Here is a 17,292-nt window from a genome sequence, read left to right on the forward strand (position 1 = left end):
GTAAGCCCCGTCGAGGTGTCGGGGGCAATGTGCCTAGATAACTGGCGTAGGGGAGCAATGCCCATTCGTGAGGATGGGAAGCCAGCACTCTAATCTTTGATTGAGTGCTGGAGGATGTCACTGTAATGACTAATTATCATTTAAGCAATGATTCGCACTTGTTCTTCTCGGCGCGTCAAGCTATCACACAGGAAGCGGACAATATATTCTTGTAAGGCATAGGCTAGTTCCGGATGGGCTCGCTTCATTTTTTCAAAGGTGGCGCGATCGAGCCGATAGAGTTGGCTGGGACGATCCGCAACGACCAGGGAAGAAAGAGGGGGTTTGCCATAGAATCGCATTTCTCCTAAAACTGAACCTTGACAGTGGGTTTGTAGCCGTTTGGTCTGACCATTCGGTAAGTCTAAAAGCACGCTCACTTGTCCCGACTCAATAAAATATAAACATTGTTGATCGGCTCCTGCTTCAAAAATGACTTCACCCGCAACAACTTTTTTAGGCACCAGATATTCGACAAACTCTTCTGCTTGTTCTGCACTGAGAAATAAATCAGCGAGTTGTTCTTTCAAAGAACTTTTGTTTGTCGTTTCTGAATAGGCATCTTTTAAGAGTTGATTTTCACACCATTCCAAACCCCGATCTAAATCGGGGAGAATATAACAAAGTTGTTCGTCTTCATCAATGCCTCCACCCTGGCGCAGTTGGGCTTCTAATTTAGGCAGGAGATTGGTATAGACCAAGGTCAGTTTTTGTTGACGGGCAATTTTCAGGAGTTTAATAAACGTCAGCACACCGGAAGCATCGAGTCCTTCCACTTCTCGAAAATCAATGAGAATATAATTTAAGGGCTTTTCTTCTATGGTTTCAACGCGATCGCGCACTTGTTGCAAAAGATAATCTGCTGTGCCGAAAAAGACATAGCCTTGCAATTCTAAGATATAAACTTTTTCTCCGTTCTTATTTAAAATTTCTCGTTCCGGTTCGGTGCGATGGATATTACTTCTTGTTGTCACAATCGAAGAACTCTGTTTGACAACATTGAGTTGACTATAGTTAAACATGAAGGAAATGACGCTCATGATAAAGCCGACAGCAATTCCTTCTAAAAAACCCACAGCATTAATAACAATTAAAGTGGCGATAACAATTAAATAATCGGAAAAATTCAGTTTAAACCAAGCTTTATAAACCCACTGAATTAAAAGTGCTAGTCCGAGATATAAAATCAGTCCCCCTAAAATAGGTTTAGGAAATAAAGAAATAAAAGAAGGACCCAGAATTAAGACAAAGAAACAAAATATACCGGAAAATATTCCGGCCAAACGACTATTTGCGCCAATTTTATCCACTAATAATGTACTCGGCAGCGCTTGGTTTCCCGTCATACCAGTACCTAATCCAGAGGCAACATTAGCAATCCCCACTGATTCTAATTCTCGATTCAAACTAATGTCGCGACCCACTACTAATTCTATCCCGCTATTACTCAGGACTAAAGAGAGTAAACTCACCAGCATTAAAGAAACAATTAGTCCCCAGTGGGATAAAATTGCTGGCCATTGAATGGCGCTAAAATCAGAGACAGTTAAGGGTTTCCAAAGTCCACCCGAGGCGAATGTTTCTAATAACCAGCCTTGTTCTCTTGCTTCTGTCAGCGACATCCCACTGGTCCACAAAACCACATAAAAGATCACCATCAATCCTAATAAAGTGCCTGGCATGACTAGGTAATGATGGTAGCGACTAGAGATAAATAAGATAATTAAACCAATCACAAAAGCAGCTCCCCAATGGATTAAAGGATCCGCTTGTAAAAAGGTTGATAAATTAGTAAATGTTAAAGAAATATCAGTAGTAATTTGAATTGAACCGGATACTAAAAGCCAACCGGTTCCTGCCATAAATCCACCCACCACCGGGTAAGGGATAAAGCGAATTTTACTGCCCAGTTTGAAACGTCCTAAAAGTAAAAGAAATAAGCCAGTGCCCATAGAAGAAAGCGCGATCGCCGCCAACACGGTTACTAAAATTTCTGAAGGAGAGAGATTTGCCTTTAAATCAGTTACGATTTCACTTGCCAAAATCGCAGTAATTGCGGTCGGTGCCGCTAAAGGAGTGGCAATCATGCCTGGAAGCGCACTGAAAATAGCAGCGACAAAACTAACAATTCCTGTACTGAAAACTGTTAATCCCACACCGACTCCTAATTCTGATCCTAAGCTGCCCGAAAAAATTAAAGCCGCATAAGAAATTGCGCGGATTACTCCAATGATACCAGTAATGCCACCAGCCATTAAACTTAAAAAGAGGTCTTTTGGTTGCAGACTCTTTGCCCAAGACGGTAAAAAATTGAAACGAAGTTGTTGCTGAGAGCTTAACTGATTAGTCATTCTTCCCCCTAAGTTACTTTGATCTAGCCTGAATCCCTTAGAGAAAACAAACTGTATTCAATGTGACCAAACCTAGGAATGAAGCAATACTTGAACCAATAGGAAAGATAAGCCACCGCTAACGATAGGAACCGTTAAATTATCAATCCCTAATTTAGAAACGGCTTCAAAAACCGTCGTAATTACCGCAATAATCAGTGGAATTAACCAATTTTGCCAAAAATTGCCTTCTTGGAGGAGTAAGATACTCCAACAAACGAAATAACTGACGGTTGCCATTGTTAATGATCCTTCCCAGCTTTTGGTACTACCCAGCACTTTGTAGGGATGACGACCGAAGTTTTGACCCATTAAGGCTGCTAAGCCATCTCCCCACGCCATCGTAAGAATCCCAATGGCAGCATACTGGGGAGTTTCTGGAAAAAACCAAGCCATTAAAATCCCCATACTCATGGCATAAAAAAAGGTGCCGAGGCTTTTCCGTCCCACACTATTAATACTGGGCAAAATTGGCAAAAAATAAGATAGCAAGGCAATCATTGCCGCGATCGCTGCTGCGCTAATGCCCATCCAAGGCGGAATTTGAAACCACCACGCAATTAAAATGACGTTTCCTGCCCCAATATGCACAATTTTACGGGTTAATTCCGCTTCCGAAGCAATCATACGATTCAAACTTTCAGCCAGCAGGATCACCGCGCCAAGAAAGGCAACAACAAGCACTAAAGGGAAAATAGGTAGCCCTGGTGAAACGGATAACAAAAGATAAGACAAGGGTCAGTTGATTCCTCAATACTATGAGTTAAGATACACTGTTCATCATTTATTGCGCTACCGACTCCCGACCTATCTTTACCAACGGTCAAAGCAGGCGCCTTCTGTGCCGACCCAACTGGAATCGAATTCCAGTTGGAAAGCGGCACCGCATTCCGCGGTTTCCGAAAGCGTAATCTTTGACCAGCAATGGCATAGGTAACTGGGTACCCATGCCAAATCCTCAGTCAGAGTTGAAAACTCCCTTGAATTGCCCTAGACTTCATTCGGGAAAGACTCTGGGAACATACATTTATCACTATCGCACCCAGTGGGACCTGCTTCAGAGAGTTCTCCTTGATCATACTTCAGTAATGCAGCATGAAAATCATCCATTTTCCGCCGTGCTTCCACCTCTTGCATGAGTTGGTTATAGGTTGCTTCAGCCACCGGTTCAAAGGGTAAACGAGGAAAGGTTTGGTAAGCATCAAACCGGGCGAGTAATGCGGCAGAAATATACCCGTCATTGTTTTTAATAGCGTGATAAATCGCTTGCCCTAAATCCTCAATTTCATGTTCCCTGAGTTCCAGCGTTGCTGAGGTATTGTGAGTAACATAATGTTTCTGGACTTGCATGGCAAAATCAAACTGTGCCAAGACAGAAAATTTAGAGATATCAATCTGATCAGCCCCTGGTAAATCGGCCCACGGAACAGCAACGGGAATTTCAACTAACCATTCGGTACAACGGGGATCAAAGGGATCTTTAAGAAGATTGCCCTGTTCATCTTTGTCTGATTGGGAAGGAACCACGCTGTAGCCATACTCAATACAAGCTAACGCAACGGGATCATTTTTGCCAAAGGTCACTCGACGGATAAATCGCACTGCTTTCGGCGGATGCCAACCGGGAGAAGCGCCCGTTAATAAAGATTTCGTGCCACTGGGTTGAACGGTAGTGCAACGATTCGGGCGTTGAATTTGATGCCGATCACAATAATCCCAAACCGTTTGGTGAACAATCTCGCGCCATTTTTTCAGATAGGCTTGTTCTCGCTGCTTAAAGTGCCGTCCTTGTTCCGTATCAGGGCGACCTTCTTCCCACCAGCGCAACCAGTCTACGCCAAATGCCTGCACAAAGAAATCAAATAATCCGGTAAAGGAAACACCAACAATGGGGTCCAGTTCTCGGCTGTACTGGTAGCGCGGTTCTTGGAATTGATGATTGAGTAAGGTGGCAACCGCTAAAGCACCAGCTTGGAAGGCTTCGGTTTGTTCTTGTTCATTATTGGGATCAATGAGATTTAAGTGAATTTCGCTCAGGTTACAGTGAAAATCGCTACCCAAAATTTCACCACAGTTATGAGCAACTAAGCCATTGGCATCAAAGCGATGCACCCCCGGGACCGTGCAATCATAAACCGGTTCTATTCCATCTGGCTCGATACTTGCTATCGTTGCCGTAAATCTTTCTCGATTTAAATTTCGTTGATACGAGTTCAGTGCATTAGTTAACTTCGCATTTTTTTGTGGATCACGAAACCCAACAATATTTTGAAAATGATACAAGTTTTCTTTTGTAATCACAATTTCATGATTGGCTTGACATTCATAGAGTTTAGGTTGTCGTTGAGAATCGGGTAATGCTCTGTCTCCTTTGTCGCGTCGATTTTCATAGAGAGTTGATACAATTCCCAGACGTAACAACATCCTTTGCACAGCTTGCAAGTCTTCTAAATTACTCTGGGCTAATCTAACACTCACTCCTTTGAGTTGAGTCCCTTGCACACTGCCGTCAGCATCAAATAACCCCCGTAAAAATCCTTGATAGAAGTTATAACTTCCTTGCTCAATTTCTTGAGTGATATGCTTATTATCGCAAATAATTCCGAAGGAAGAAGCTAGTTTGGCTAATCCTGATGAGCTAATTTGTCGAAGATGATGTTGCTTATGATAAAAAGCGACAGGAGTGCGTCGGGTGTACTCGACTGATTGTTCTAGTGTTGTAGCAGCATACTGGCTGAGTTCATCTTGGGTTTCTCCCCAATAGCGAAGAATTCCGACATCATTCCATGGCGTATGAGTAAGACTCCCATCGCCCACTAGACTACCCAGTAGCCAACCTTCTTCAAACGTTCCTTTTCCATCCCAAGGACGAATATCCTGATGATTATGAAGCATCACGCGATCGCGCGGTTTTAAATTTTCTACAGCGATCCATTCTGTATATTGTTTTTTCAGCGTTTGCGCGGTCACTTTCAGTACTTGATGATTCGGCGTTAAACGTAGGGTATGACCTTCTTGTGTCGCTAATTTTACTATGGGTTTCGTTCCCGTATAGAAAAATCCTTCTGGTGTGGTGCTAAATAACTCACCGTTAACGTAAACACTCTGTTGTGTTCCAATTAAATCTTTAACTTGTTTCGCCCCATTTTCGGTATGAACCCAAGTCTCTGCAGTGACGCAAGGATTCAAGCCATAGCGCTGTAAACGATGTTCAAGTTCATTTTTTGACATTCCTGGGGACTTTTGTTGGAACCAAGTTTTCGCCGCTTCTACACCTTGATTGGTATAAATCTCTAGAAATTCTTGCCGTTTTGAAGGTTCGTTAAGCAGATCAGTGTTTGCGCGCGCGATCGCCTCCGGTGCATACTGAATCGCCCCTTCCCCAGAATAAAATTGACTGCGTACAGCATCCACACATTCTTCTAAACTTGGGGCTTGGTGATAAACCCGGGTATGATTTGCCATCCGCAGTGCATCCCGTTCGGGATCAATGCGCCAATTGCCTTCAGCATCCGGTTGCCAGAGATTTTGTTTTAAAAGTGGTGAATCAGCGTCAAACTGACGAATCCCCGCGCTCCTGCGAATATTTCCCGCCACTACCGTTGCCGCCGCTTCATCAATCAACAAACAACATTCTTCTGCATTCAGTTTCCGTCCTTGCGCGCGATTCAAGATTTTAGCCAGACGAGGATACAATTCTGGAATTTTAATGGGATTTGCCACACCACCAAAGCCTTTTAAGACTTCTCCTGCAGGACGCACATGGCTCGGATCGATTTCAACATTGACTGTTGTGTCTAAATTTTCATTACTAGAGAGTTCTAATAGTGCCTGATAGGACTGTACCCAGCCTTCGCGGGAGTCACCAATACAAATTTTTACGTTGTTTGAATCACTAATTTTAACTGTGGTTTCTTCTTGACGAGTTTCTGGGAGCACGGTGCCAATTGCTCCCACTAGAAAAATCTTGAGGTGATTGCGAATAACAGGTAACTGGCTGATATATTTTTCTTCTAAGACAGCCCCGGTGCCACAGCCCATCATCGCTAAATCCATCATTAAGCCAAAGGCGCGCCAATCTACAACATTGGTAGAAGTACAGTTATAAGCACCGGAATAGTTTTTCGGATTTTCCAGCCACTGGGTTCCCCCGACCCAAAGCCAACGCCCTGCTGGCAGACTTTTGAGGTGAGTCATGGTTTTTTCTAAGAGTTGGGCTTCCTCTGCTGTGAGTTGACCGAGTTTCACCAATCCAGAAACGCAGCGATCGCGCACTTGTTCCCAAGTTTCTCGTCCTTGCGCGGTACGTCGGCTATAGGTTCGGAAAAATACAGGATTCGCCACTGGCGCATTTTCCGGGAAGTTTGTCGATTGTTTACGCTCAAGCTCTCTGACCATAACAGGCTCTAATTTGAATGACTGAGATTCTAATCTTAATTAACTCTCGCGGTAAGGTAAAGGTCTAAAAAAAAGTTTTGCCACTTCTCAAAAATTGCGCTATGGCAGGTCAAGTCTTTTCTTTAGGTCACAAAACTTGAAGGATTATATCACTATGGCTCACACTTGAGTTTCAAAAACAATAATTCTTTATGAAAAGTTTTGCCATTTCTCAAAAAAGTGCGTTAGGAATAGCAAGGATAATTAAGTTTTGTATCATGCCTTTAGCTCCTTGGCGGTCTTCTCTTGCCCGCGCTCTCCATGTTAACCGTTCTCTTCGCGAGTCTCGTTACTTTCAATTGGCGACGATTTCTCCTCATCATCAGCCGGCTAACCGTACTGTCGTCTTTCGGGAGTTTCGAGAAAATAGCAACGATTTACAAATTGTAAGCGATGCTCGCAGCCAAAAAAATGCTCATTTACAACAAAACCCGCAAGGAGAAATTTGTTGGTACTTCAGTAAATCACAAGAACAATTTCGGATTAAAGGAATTATCACCGTTGTCGATTCTGACCATAAGACTTTGAGTAGCCTGCGACAAATCCTCTGGGAAAAACTATCAGTTAAGAGCCGTTTACTCTTCGTTTGGCCACATCCGAAGGCTGAACGCATAGAACCAGAAACAACATTTACTGAAGCCACTCCTGCCACTGAGCATCCTCCTGATACGTTTACCGTTTTACTCTTTTCTCCTCAGGAAGTGGATCATCTCACTCTCAAAGGAAACCCACAAAATCGTTATCTCTACTCTTGTGATGAAGCCGGAAATTGGTCAAAAACAGAAGTAAATCCCTAATAGTGAACGTTTGCCGTTTCCTCTAACTAATGACGAATAACTCATGACAGAGAACTCATCACAAATTTCTAACTCAAGATAGCGGATTTTGCCGATGATGAGCGCGATGATCAGTAGTAAAGCAGATCGTTGAGAGATAAACTTGACGTTTCATCCTCTACTGTGAGGTTAAAATCAATTAAAAGGCATGGCTACAGAAAAAACCCAAGATAATAATCGTAATTCTCAAAATAATAATGCAAATGAGAAGCCAAGGTTTAATGCCAGTTGGCTTTTTCCAATTGTTGCTTTAACGCTTTTGGTCGCAAGCTTTTTCTCTGGTCCAGACGGAGAGGAAGTTCCCTATAGTCAATTTATTGAGCAAGTTAAAAATAATCAAGTTGAAGAAGTCAGTATCGGACCGGAACGGATTGAGTATAAGCTGAAACCCGATGCTGTCGAAGAGGAAAACGCGCCTCTAATCCGACAAACCTTTGCCGTTCCCAGCGATCGCGATTTGACCGAAGTTCTGGAAGCCAATAACGTTGAATACAGTGGGCAACCCTCTGGTGGTGGTGCGGGCTGGTTCATTGGTGCCCTCAGTTGGATTTTACCGCCGCTGCTCTTTTTCGGTCTGGCTTATTTCCTCTTTAATCGCGCTCAAGGTGGGGCAAGTAACCCTATTATGTCCGTTGGTAGAAGCAAAGCGCGGATTTATTCTGAAGGCGATACCGGTTTTACCTTTAATGATATCGCCGGGGTTGATGAGGCGAAAGAAGAGTTAAAAGAAGTGGTGGACTATCTTAAAAACGCCACGAAATACAGCCGCCTCGGTGCAAAAATCCCCAAAGGGGTGTTACTGGTCGGACCACCGGGAACCGGCAAAACCCTCCTTGCTAAAGCGGTTGCCGGAGAAGCCAATGTGCCCTTCTTTAGCATTTCTGGTTCTGAATTTATTGAAATGTTTGTTGGGGTCGGTGCCTCCCGTGTCCGCGATTTATTCCAACAAGCGCAACAACAAGCGCCTTGTATCATCTTCATTGACGAGTTAGATGCCCTCGGTAAATCCCGTGGTGGCAATGGTGCAATGACCGGTGGTGGCGGTAATGATGAACAAGAACAAACCCTCAACCAGTTACTCAACGAAATGGATGGGTTTGATGCCAATACCGGTGTGATTGTCTTAGCCGCAACCAACCGTCCGGAAGTGCTTGATCCAGCGCTCCAACGTCCCGGACGGTTTGACCGCCAAGTTGGGGTTGATCGTCCCGATAAGAAAGGACGTAAAGAAATTTTAGAAGTTCATGTCCCCAACATTAAACTGGCTGAAGATGTGGATTTATCGGTGATTGCCGGTCGCACTCCTGGCTTTGCCGGTGCGGATCTCGCCAACTTAGTCAATGAAGCAGCCCTGCTGGCAGCACGGAATAATCATGAGTACGTGACAATGGCAGACTTTGATGAGGCTTTAGAACGGGTCATTGCTGGTTTAGAGAAAAAATCGCGGGTTTTACAAGAGGAAGAGAAAAAGACCGTTGCCTATCACGAAGTGGGTCACGCCATGGTTGGCAGTTTGATGCCAGGTGCCGGTCGCGTGGAAAAAATCTCCATTGTTCCTCGTGGCGCAGGGGCTTTAGGCTACACCCTGCAGTTGCCGGAAGAAGATCGCTTCCTCGTAGCGGAAGATGAAATTCGCGGTCGGATTGCCATCATGTTAGCCGGACGCTCTGCCGAAGAAGTCGTCTTTGGCAAAGTTTCGACGGGCGCGAGTGACGATATCCAGAAAGCAACGGATTTAGCAGAACGTTGTGTTACCCTCTATGGCATGAGCGACCGCCTCGGTCCCATTGCATTCGAGAAGCCCCAGCAACAATATATTCCTGGGTTAAGCAGTCCCCGCCGTTCCGTGGGTCCACAAGTTACTCAAGCCATTGATGAAGAAGTCAAGAATATTGTGGAAACGGCTCATGCCATGGCACAACATATTCTTAGCGAAAATCGAGAGGTGTTAGAAGAAACGGCACAACATCTCTTAGCAGAAGAAGTTTTAGATGGGGAAAGTTTAACTGAAAAACTATCCCAGGTTAAAGCCCCAGAACACTTTCAAAATTGGTTGAAAACGGGAACTTTACCTGAGACATTGCAAGAGGCTTTAGTTAATAATCATCACGAAAATGCTCAAGAGGCATCGACTTTTCATCAATCTAAGCTGAATTAGGCAGAGCATGACTCATTAGAGTTTCAAGGGTGCGATACAGTTCATCGCGCCCTTTTAATTCTTCTAAACGTGAGACAACTTTGCCTTGATCAAATAAAATTAAGGTGGGTAAACTTTTCAGACGATAAGTATTAGCAAGTTTAAAGTTTTCATCAGCATTGACACTGACTAACTTGATTTCCTGATCCCAACTATTTTGGAAGGTAATCAGGGTTGGCATAATTAAATGGCATAAACCACACCAAGGCGCCCAAAAGTGAACTAAAGTGGGTTGACGTGAAGAGAGAACTTCTTGAGAAAAATTAGTTTCGTTAACGGTCGCTACCATAACGTTGATAAAGTTTTATTAAAATGAATGATTCCGCTTTTGGATCATGCTACATCGATTTGGGATCAAAGTGCCAGGGGAGATCCCCGATTTCTATCAATTTATAGAATGCTAAAAATTATTGTTGTTGATTTCTCCATTGTTTAAGAAGTTTGCCAAGAGTTTAAGAAACCTATAGATTAAACAAAATTTGTGTTGTTTAAATTCAAGTTGGAATAAGAGAAATGAACCTCATAGCAAGGGATAGAGCGATTTTTGAATCGGTAGTAATTGTCAGAATTTTTGAGCAGACATTTGAGACAATGCAATTTAAATGCTCACATGGAAAATAGACTTTAATTTATGAAACTGGCTTACTGGATGTACGCAGGACCGGCTCACATTGGGACGCTCCGCGTTGCTAGCTCGTTTAAAAATGTTCATGCCATCATGCACGCGCCTTTGGGAGATGATTATTTTAATGTCATGCGGTCGATGTTAGAGCGCGATCGCAATTTCACTCCCGTTACAACCAGTGTTGTGGATCGAAAAGTGTTGGCGCGGGGTTCCCAAGAAAAAGTGGTTGACAACATTACTCGCAAAGATGCAGAAATCCACCCTGACTTAACCATTCTCACTCCTACTTGTACCTCTAGTATCTTGCAGGAAGATTTAGAAAACTTTGTCCAACGGGCGCAACTCGATAGTGCAGGGGATGTCATGCTTGCCGATGTCAACCATTATCGTGTCAATGAGTTGCAAGCTGCGGATAAAACGCTGGCGCAGGTGGTGAAGTTCTATCTGAATAAGGCGCAGAAAAATGGCGACCTTCCTGAGGGGAAAACAGAAAAGCCTTCCGTTAATATCATTGGTCCCACAACCCTTGGTTTTCATAATCAACATGATCTCACCGAGTTGAAACGGTTAATGGCTGATCTCGGGATTGAAATTAATCAGATCATTCCCCAAGGGGCGTCCGTTCATGAGTTAAAAACGCTTCCGCAAGCCTGGTTTAACTTGGTTCCTTACCGAGAAGTGGGACCGATGGCGGCGCAATATTTAGAAGAAACTTTTGGTATGCCTTCGGTGCAGGTGACGCCGATGGGAATCGTAGAAACGGCGCGTTGTATTCGCACGATTCAGAAGGTGTTGAATGAACAAGGGGCAAATGTTGATTACGAGGATTATATTGATAATCAGACGCGGTTTGTCTCACAAGCGGCCTGGTTCTCTCGCTCCATTGATTGTCAGAATTTAACCGGGAAGAAAGCGGTTGTGTTTGGGGATAATACCCACGCGATCGCGATGACAAAAATTTTAGCGCGGGAAATGGGCATCCGTGTTGTTTTAGCGGGAACCTACTGCACCTATGATGCAGATTGGTTTAAAGCGCAAGTACAAGATTACTGTGATGAAGTCCTTGTCAGTGATGATAATGGGGCGATTGGCGACGCGATCGCGCGCTTAGAACCGGCAGCCATTTTCGGAACGCAAATGGAACGCCACGTCGGGAAACGGATTAACATCCCCTGTGGTGTCATTGCAGCACCGATTCATATTCAAGACTTCCCTGTGGGTTATCGTCCGTTCTTAGGCTATGAAGGGGCAAACCAAGTCGTTGATTTGGTCTATAATTCCTTCACTCTAGGGATGGAGGATCACCTCTTAGAAATCTTTGGTGGACACGATACCAAAGAAGTGATTACGAAAACGGTTTCTGCCGATTCCGATCTGAATTGGACCAAAGACGGCTTAGCGGAATTAAATAAAATTCCTGGGTTTGTTCGTGGGAAAGTGAAACGCAATACCGAAAAATACGCCCGAGAGAATGGCATTGAAAATATTAATGCGGAAGTGATTTACGCAGCGAAAGAAGCCGTGGGGGCATAACCAGAAAAATCAGGGTGGGCAAGTTGCCCACTCTCTGTTTTCTATGACAAGCAACGTTGTCATCAGAGGGTGTAGAAACGCTCATTTCTCATTAAGGGTATGTTTCGCGATCGCGCATTGAGTTTCCTTTACAGAAGGTCATCCCTCAGTATTTAGCAACCAGCAAAAACCAAGGAAAAGTCTCACTAATGAAGCAATTTCGACTCTGGGTCATTGCTCAATTAACAGCGTGATTTGATCACAAATGGGTCAATCTCTGCTACAAATTGATTCTGGCAAGAGAAAGAGAGCAAGCACAAGGGACTACAAGATGATTAGTTATTTACGAGGAGAGGTGATTAACCTTGTCAAAACCACGGGAAATCGAGTGACCCTCATTCTAGAAGTGAATCAAGTGGGATATGAAATCCAAATTCCCTCTCGGCTAGCGCGAGAATTAGACCAAGCCATTTCAGAATCAACGCAAATTTTTACCCATCAGCAAATTCGAGACGATGCCATTATTTTGTATGGATTTAACAGTGCAGCAGAGCGGGATTTATTTCGCAAATTAACCGCTGTAAATGGTGTGGGTAGTCAAGTCGCGATCGCGCTGATTGATACCTTAGGTTTAAGAGAACTCGTTGAGGCAATTGTTGCCGAAAATACTCAACTTTTAGCCAAAACCCCCGGTGTGGGCAAAAAAACAGCGGAACGGATTGCCTTAGAATTGAAAACAAAACTTGCGCAATGGCGCACCGAAGCCGGGCTAGTGGTGAAAGGAGATGAAAGTGTTGCCCCCAAGCCAGCCATTCGAGAAGATGTGGAAATGACATTGCTGGCGTTAGGTTATACGAAAGAGGAAATTGAACAAGCGCTATCAGTTATCAGTCAAGATTCTTTACTGGCAAAAAGTCCGAATCCAGAAGAGTGGATCCGGAATGCGATTACATGGTTAAGCCATTGACACTCCCACGGCTAAAGCGCGTGGAATTCTTGGTTCGTCGAGGCTGCTTGCTCTGACAGAACGGATTCTACCAGAGTAGAGGCTGTTTCTCCCCAAGCGTAAGTACGGGTTGAGCAAGCCTAAGACTCTCGAAAAGGTATCGTGGGACGGTATGCCGTTGGGCAATTCCAAAAAGGTCTCTAACCAGGTTTGCTTCGCTTTGCCATAAGTTTCAACTGCCACTCGATCTTACTTATGGTAAGGAGCTTCCCCATAGCACGCCCCACACAAGCGAATCGGCTCTATTTTTATCCCAACGCCCTTGGGTGGCAACATAGCTCTTAATCGAGGAACATCTACCTGCACAACAATGACTAATGATGAAACAAATTGTGCGATAATTTTTAACAGAGTTCTCATAAATCGTCTTTAACCATGACTGAGCCGACTGAAGAACAGACCCTAGCTGAAGCTGCGCCCTCGCGCTATGAGTGTCGCAGTTGTGGCTATGTTTACGAACCGAATAAAGGGGATAGCAGTCAAAATGTTCCGGCAGGAACAACCTTTGCCGACTTACCTGAACAGTGGCGTTGTCCCGTTTGTGGGGCGAGACGAAATGTCTTCGATGACATTGGCGCTGTTGATGCACCATCGGGCTTTGCCGAGAATCTTTCCTACGGGTTCGGCGTCAATCAGTTGACGCCAAGACAAAAAAATATTCTGATTTTTGGGGCTCTCGCTTTGGGCTTTTTAATCTTTATGAGTTTTTATGGTCTGGGTTAAAAGCGTGTCAAAGGGCACAAAAACTGCTAATCTGGTGAAATTTGCCCAGGAGTTGATTTGGGATCAGTTCCGTGACCCAGTTTGGAACAGCAAATTATGAGTATTTTGTTAAACAATATTAAGCAAATTATCATTTGGGGCGCGATCGCGCTCTTAACGGTGAGTTGTAGTCAGGTGCCCTCCACCGAATCAAACCCTTGGCGAGTCTTGGAAAATCTCCCCACCGAAGAAACCGTTTTGGATATTGACTTTACTGGCAATCCGGATCAAGGTTGGATGGTGGGAAACCAAGCGACCTTGTTGAAAACCGAAGATGGCGGAGAGACTTGGCAGAAAGAAGCGTTACAACTCGGAGACGAAAAATTAGACTTTCTTTCTGTCAGTTTTGAAGGAGAAGAGGGTTGGATTGTTGGTGAACCCTCGGTTCTTTTGCATACCACTGATGGCGGAGAACATTGGTCTCGGATTCCCCTCAGTAAAAAATTGCCAGGGGAACCCTATAGCATTGTTGCCACTGGCAAAAACTCGGCTGAAATGACCACCAATGTCGGGGCAATTTACCAAACCACTGATGGTGGGCAAAATTGGCAAGCGCTTGTGGAAGAAGCAGTGGGGGTTTCTCGTAATATTTCTCGTTCCTCAGATGGGAAGTATGTGGCGGTATCCGCTCGTGGTAACTTCTACTCCACTTGGACCCCTGGGGATAAAGCCTGGCAACCCCATGAACGGAATACCTCCCGTCGGGTGCAAAATATGGGCTTTACCCCGGATGGACGGGTGTGGTTACTGGCGCGCGGTGGTCAAGTTCAGTTTACCGAATCTGCAGACTTTGAGAGTTGGCAAGATCCAGAATATCCTGAATTTTCTAGCGGGAAAGGCTTGCTCGACATTGGCTATCGTAATGCTGATGAATTCTGGGTTGGGGGCGGTAGCGGCGATTTATTCCGTCGCTTTGAAACCGAAGGCGTTTGGAAAAAAGACCGTGATGTGCAGCAAGTGCCAGGGAATTTTTATCGGGTGAAATTTTTTAATCCGGAGAAAGGATTTATTCTTGGCGATCGCGGTACTGTCCTCAAGTATGAGGGATCCAGCAATGCGGCGTAAAGAAAACGTGGCAATTGTTAAAACACTTCTCATCCTTAAATCACAGGTCTAAACCCCCGACCCTTGACGGGTTCGTGTTGTAGAATGAATCTAGAAATTGAATCAATGCAATCCGTATCGACAAAAACCAAGTCGAACAATCAACTAGCTAAACGGTTGCAGAAGAAGAGTGACCCCACGCCAGCGTACGGCGTCAGGAAACGCGCTCTCAAAGGCGGTAGGGCGTATCGTGTCAGCTTCTGGAGAAAAAGTAAGTCCAAATCAACTGAGTTGAGGAGGCATTTTTCAGTGAAGGAAGAATCACCCACCTGAAGGAGGGTGAGTCGTCAACATGTATGAATGAACCGTCAATTTTTGTAAAAGGAGTTAGGATCAAATGGCAGGAGATACAGGTGAACGTCCCTTTGGTGATATTATTACCAGCGTTCGGTATTGGGTAATTCATAGTATTACGATTCCTATGTTGTTTATTGCCGGTTGGTTGTTTGTCCAAACGGGTTTGGCATATGATGCCTTTGGGACCCCTCGCCCGGATGAATATTTCACTCAACAACGGCAAGAATTGCCCATTATTAGCGACCGCTTTCAGGCGAGAGAAGAAGTCGAAGAATTTAATAAGTAAGTATTCTTAGCAAGGAGGAGAAACATGACCACAAATCGTCCGAATGAACCGGTAACTTATCCCATTTTTACAGTCCGTTGGTTAGCGGTTCATACCTTAGCTGTCCCCAGCGTGTTCTTTTTAGGCGCGATCGCCGCCATGCAGTTTATTCAAAGATAGAAAGGAGCTATTGATGGTAGATCGCAATCAAAACCCCAATAAACAACCGGTTGAACTCAATCGGACATCCCTTTATTTAGGGTTGTTACTCGTTTTTGTCTTGGGAATTCTATTCTCAAGCTACTTCTTTAACTAAAAACCATTTAACACTGTTGACATTTGTCTAGCTTGATTTAGGAGGAAAAAATTGATGTCTGGGAAAATACCCCTTTGGATTGTTGCCACGATTGCTGGTTTAGGGATTATTGCTGTTGTCGGGATCTTTTTCTACGGTTCTTACGCCGGAGTGGGTTCTGCCGTCTAGATCCGACTCATCCCAAAATGACACCGCTAGGGAAGTTCTCTAGCGGTTTTTAATTTGCCAATGCCTGGTTTGCGCCCGTCCTTGAAACCGCTAAAATGACCAGTTAGTCCAGTTTAGAAAAATGAGTTTAATATGAGTCGCGCAGAGAAAGTTGTCTTAGCCTATTCCGGCGGGGTTGATACCTCCGTTTGTATCCCTTATCTCAAACAAGAATGGGGGGTAAAAGAAGTGATTACCCTCGCTGCTGATTTGGGGCAGGGGGAAGATTTAGAGCCCATTAAAGAAAAAGCCCTCACTGCTGGTGCCTCCGTTTCTTTGGTGAAAAATGCCGTGGAACGGTTTGTTACAGACTTTGCTTTTCCTGCGATTCAAGCCAATGCCCTATATGAAAACCGTTATCCTCTTTCCACTGCTTTGGCGCGTCCCTTAATTAGTCAAATGTTAGTGGAAGTGGCCCATCAACAGGGGGCAGATGCCGTGGCGCACGGCTGCACTGGTAAAGGAAATGACCAAGTACGCTTTGATGTCTCGATTGCTGCTTTAGATCCCGAGTTGAAAATTCTTGCCCCCGCGCGAGAATGGGGGATGAGTCGTGAAGACGCGATCGCGTATGGAGAACGCTTCGGACTGGCTGCACCAGTCAAAAAATCTTCTCCCTATAGTATTGACCAAAATCTGTTGGGACGCAGTATCGAAGCAGGGATTTTAGAAGATCCGATGGCGGAACCCCCAGAAGAAGTCTTTAGTATGACTAATGCTATTGAAAATACTCCTGATGAAGCTGAATATCTGGATATTGGGTTTGAAAAAGGAATTCCTGTCACCATTAATGGCATTCGCTATCAACCAGTCACTTTGATGGAAACCCTCAACCAACAAATTGGACACCATGGCTTTGGTCGCATTGACATGATGGAAAATCGGGTTGTGGGCATTAAATCTCGAGAAATTTATGAAGCCCCGGCACTCCTGGCGTTGATTTTGGCACACCGTGACTTAGAAAGCCTGACGTTAACGGCTGATGTTACTCAATATAAGCGGGGAATTGAAGATACTTATGCCCAACTGATTTATCGCGGGTTATGGTATAGTCCCCTCAAAAAGGCTTTAGAAGGATTTATCCAACAAACCCAAGAACGGGTAACTGGAACCGTCCGCTTAAAACTCTTTAAAGGGAATGCAACCATTGTCGGTCGCCAATCAGACTATTCCTTGTACGCTGAAGACTTAGCCACCTATGGTGCAGAAGATGAGTTTGATCATAAAGCAGCAGAAGGATTTATCTATATCTGGGGAATGCCTGTCCGCGTCTGGTCAAAAGCAACGAAGCAATAACAA

At 44.5% G+C, this 17,292-nt stretch carries 15 protein-coding genes and 1 pseudogene; 11 read left to right on the top strand and 5 right to left on the bottom strand.

Annotation, left to right across the window (positions count from 1 at the left end; translation table 11 throughout):
• Positions 1–140: 140 nt before the first annotated feature.
• The 3 genes from GVY04_11710 to nrdJ form a co-directional block, all read right to left on the bottom strand.
• Entirely contained in the window at positions 141–2,390 is a 2,250-nt protein-coding gene (locus GVY04_11710; GenBank protein NBD16767.1) for a cyclic nucleotide-binding domain-containing protein, read from the bottom strand.
• Between the two features lie 72 nt (positions 2,391–2,462).
• Entirely contained in the window at positions 2,463–3,164 is a 702-nt protein-coding gene (locus GVY04_11715; protein ID NBD16768.1) for a phosphatidate cytidylyltransferase, read from the bottom strand.
• Positions 3,165–3,419: 255 nt separating this feature from the next.
• On the bottom strand, positions 3,420–6,827 hold the full coding sequence (nrdJ, locus tag GVY04_11720; GenBank protein ID NBD16769.1) for a ribonucleoside-triphosphate reductase, adenosylcobalamin-dependent: 3,408 nt from the start codon (positions 6,825–6,827) through the stop codon (positions 3,420–3,422).
• 257 nt (positions 6,828–7,084) lie between these two features.
• On the opposite strand from nrdJ, the gene GVY04_11725 reads away from it, so the two are divergent.
• Together GVY04_11725 and hflB are read left to right on the top strand one after the other, a co-directional pair.
• Positions 7,085–7,663, top strand: coding sequence for a pyridoxamine 5'-phosphate oxidase (locus GVY04_11725; GenBank protein NBD16770.1), 579 nt, complete (start codon positions 7,085–7,087; stop codon positions 7,661–7,663).
• Between the two features lie 187 nt (positions 7,664–7,850).
• Positions 7,851–9,860, top strand: a complete 2,010-nt coding sequence (gene hflB / locus GVY04_11730; GenBank protein ID NBD16771.1) for an ATP-dependent zinc metalloprotease FtsH — start codon at positions 7,851–7,853, stop codon at positions 9,858–9,860.
• Here hflB and GVY04_11735 read toward each other — a convergent pair.
• Positions 9,847–10,188, bottom strand: coding sequence for a thioredoxin fold domain-containing protein (locus tag GVY04_11735; protein NBD16772.1), 342 nt, complete (start codon positions 10,186–10,188; stop codon positions 9,847–9,849). The genes hflB and GVY04_11735 overlap by 14 nt on opposite strands.
• 342 nt (positions 10,189–10,530) lie before the next feature.
• Between GVY04_11735 and GVY04_11740 the strand changes: the two genes are divergently transcribed.
• Both GVY04_11740 and ruvA read left to right on the top strand, forming a co-directional pair.
• The gene (locus GVY04_11740; protein ID NBD16773.1) at positions 10,531–12,057 is read left to right on the top strand and encodes a ferredoxin:protochlorophyllide reductase (ATP-dependent) subunit B; all 1,527 of its coding nucleotides are present in this window, start codon (positions 10,531–10,533) and stop codon (positions 12,055–12,057) included.
• Positions 12,058–12,367: 310 nt separating this feature from the next.
• Positions 12,368–13,003, top strand: coding sequence for a Holliday junction branch migration protein RuvA (gene ruvA, locus GVY04_11745; GenBank protein ID NBD16774.1), 636 nt, complete (start codon positions 12,368–12,370; stop codon positions 13,001–13,003).
• 111 nt (positions 13,004–13,114) lie between these two features.
• Here ruvA and GVY04_11750 read toward each other — a convergent pair.
• Positions 13,115–13,225: pseudogene (locus GVY04_11750) on the bottom strand (ISAs1 family transposase).
• A 192-nt stretch (positions 13,226–13,417) separates the two neighbouring features.
• Between GVY04_11750 and GVY04_11755 the strand changes: the two are divergent.
• From GVY04_11755 to GVY04_11785, 7 genes are all read left to right on the top strand, one after another.
• A complete protein-coding gene (locus GVY04_11755) occupies positions 13,418–13,765 on the top strand; it encodes a rubredoxin (protein ID NBD16775.1) in 348 nt (115 codons plus the stop codon).
• 96 nt (positions 13,766–13,861) lie between these two features.
• Complete coding sequence (locus GVY04_11760) at positions 13,862–14,869, top strand: photosynthesis system II assembly factor Ycf48 (protein ID NBD16776.1); 1,008 nt, start codon at positions 13,862–13,864, stop codon at positions 14,867–14,869.
• Positions 14,870–15,245: 376 nt separating this feature from the next.
• The gene (gene psbE / locus GVY04_11765; protein NBD16777.1) at positions 15,246–15,491 is read left to right on the top strand and encodes a cytochrome b559 subunit alpha; all 246 of its coding nucleotides are present in this window, start codon (positions 15,246–15,248) and stop codon (positions 15,489–15,491) included.
• A 24-nt stretch (positions 15,492–15,515) separates the two neighbouring features.
• Positions 15,516–15,650 (top strand): cytochrome b559 subunit beta, encoded by a 135-nt coding sequence (locus GVY04_11770; GenBank protein NBD16778.1) that lies wholly within the window; start codon positions 15,516–15,518, stop codon positions 15,648–15,650.
• Between the two features lie 13 nt (positions 15,651–15,663).
• Complete coding sequence (locus tag GVY04_11775) at positions 15,664–15,786, top strand: photosystem II reaction center protein L (GenBank protein ID NBD16779.1); 123 nt, start codon at positions 15,664–15,666, stop codon at positions 15,784–15,786.
• Between the two features lie 54 nt (positions 15,787–15,840).
• Positions 15,841–15,954 carry a photosystem II reaction center protein J gene (locus tag GVY04_11780; protein NBD16780.1) on the top strand — a complete coding sequence of 38 codons (114 nt, stop codon included), beginning with the start codon at positions 15,841–15,843 and terminating at the stop codon, positions 15,952–15,954.
• Between the two features lie 132 nt (positions 15,955–16,086).
• Positions 16,087–17,289 (top strand): argininosuccinate synthase, encoded by a 1,203-nt coding sequence (locus tag GVY04_11785; protein ID NBD16781.1) that lies wholly within the window; start codon positions 16,087–16,089, stop codon positions 17,287–17,289.
• Positions 17,290–17,292 lie beyond the last annotated feature (3 nt).

It is taken from the genome of Cyanobacteria bacterium GSL.Bin1 (assembly GCA_009909085.1).
Lineage (GTDB): Bacteria > Cyanobacteriota > Cyanobacteriia > Cyanobacteriales > Rubidibacteraceae > Halothece.

Coding starts and splice junctions, on each gene's coding strand:
- GVY04_11780 (NBD16780.1), top strand. CDS start 15,841: ATGTCTGGGAAAATACCCCTTTGGATTGTTGCCACGATTGCTGGTTTA.
- GVY04_11760 (NBD16776.1), top strand. CDS start 13,862: ATGAGTATTTTGTTAAACAATATTAAGCAAATTATCATTTGGGGCGCG.
- nrdJ (NBD16769.1), bottom strand. CDS start 6,827: ATGGTCAGAGAGCTTGAGCGTAAACAATCGACAAACTTCCCGGAAAAT.
- hflB (NBD16771.1), top strand. CDS start 7,851: ATGGCTACAGAAAAAACCCAAGATAATAATCGTAATTCTCAAAATAAT.
- GVY04_11725 (NBD16770.1), top strand. CDS start 7,085: ATGCCTTTAGCTCCTTGGCGGTCTTCTCTTGCCCGCGCTCTCCATGTT.
- GVY04_11735 (NBD16772.1), bottom strand. CDS start 10,188: ATGGTAGCGACCGTTAACGAAACTAATTTTTCTCAAGAAGTTCTCTCT.
- psbE (NBD16777.1), top strand. CDS start 15,246: ATGGCAGGAGATACAGGTGAACGTCCCTTTGGTGATATTATTACCAGC.
- GVY04_11775 (NBD16779.1), top strand. CDS start 15,664: ATGGTAGATCGCAATCAAAACCCCAATAAACAACCGGTTGAACTCAAT.
- GVY04_11755 (NBD16775.1), top strand. CDS start 13,418: ATGACTGAGCCGACTGAAGAACAGACCCTAGCTGAAGCTGCGCCCTCG.
- GVY04_11770 (NBD16778.1), top strand. CDS start 15,516: ATGACCACAAATCGTCCGAATGAACCGGTAACTTATCCCATTTTTACA.
- GVY04_11785 (NBD16781.1), top strand. CDS start 16,087: ATGAGTCGCGCAGAGAAAGTTGTCTTAGCCTATTCCGGCGGGGTTGAT.
- GVY04_11740 (NBD16773.1), top strand. CDS start 10,531: ATGAAACTGGCTTACTGGATGTACGCAGGACCGGCTCACATTGGGACG.
- GVY04_11710 (NBD16767.1), bottom strand. CDS start 2,390: ATGACTAATCAGTTAAGCTCTCAGCAACAACTTCGTTTCAATTTTTTA.
- ruvA (NBD16774.1), top strand. CDS start 12,368: ATGATTAGTTATTTACGAGGAGAGGTGATTAACCTTGTCAAAACCACG.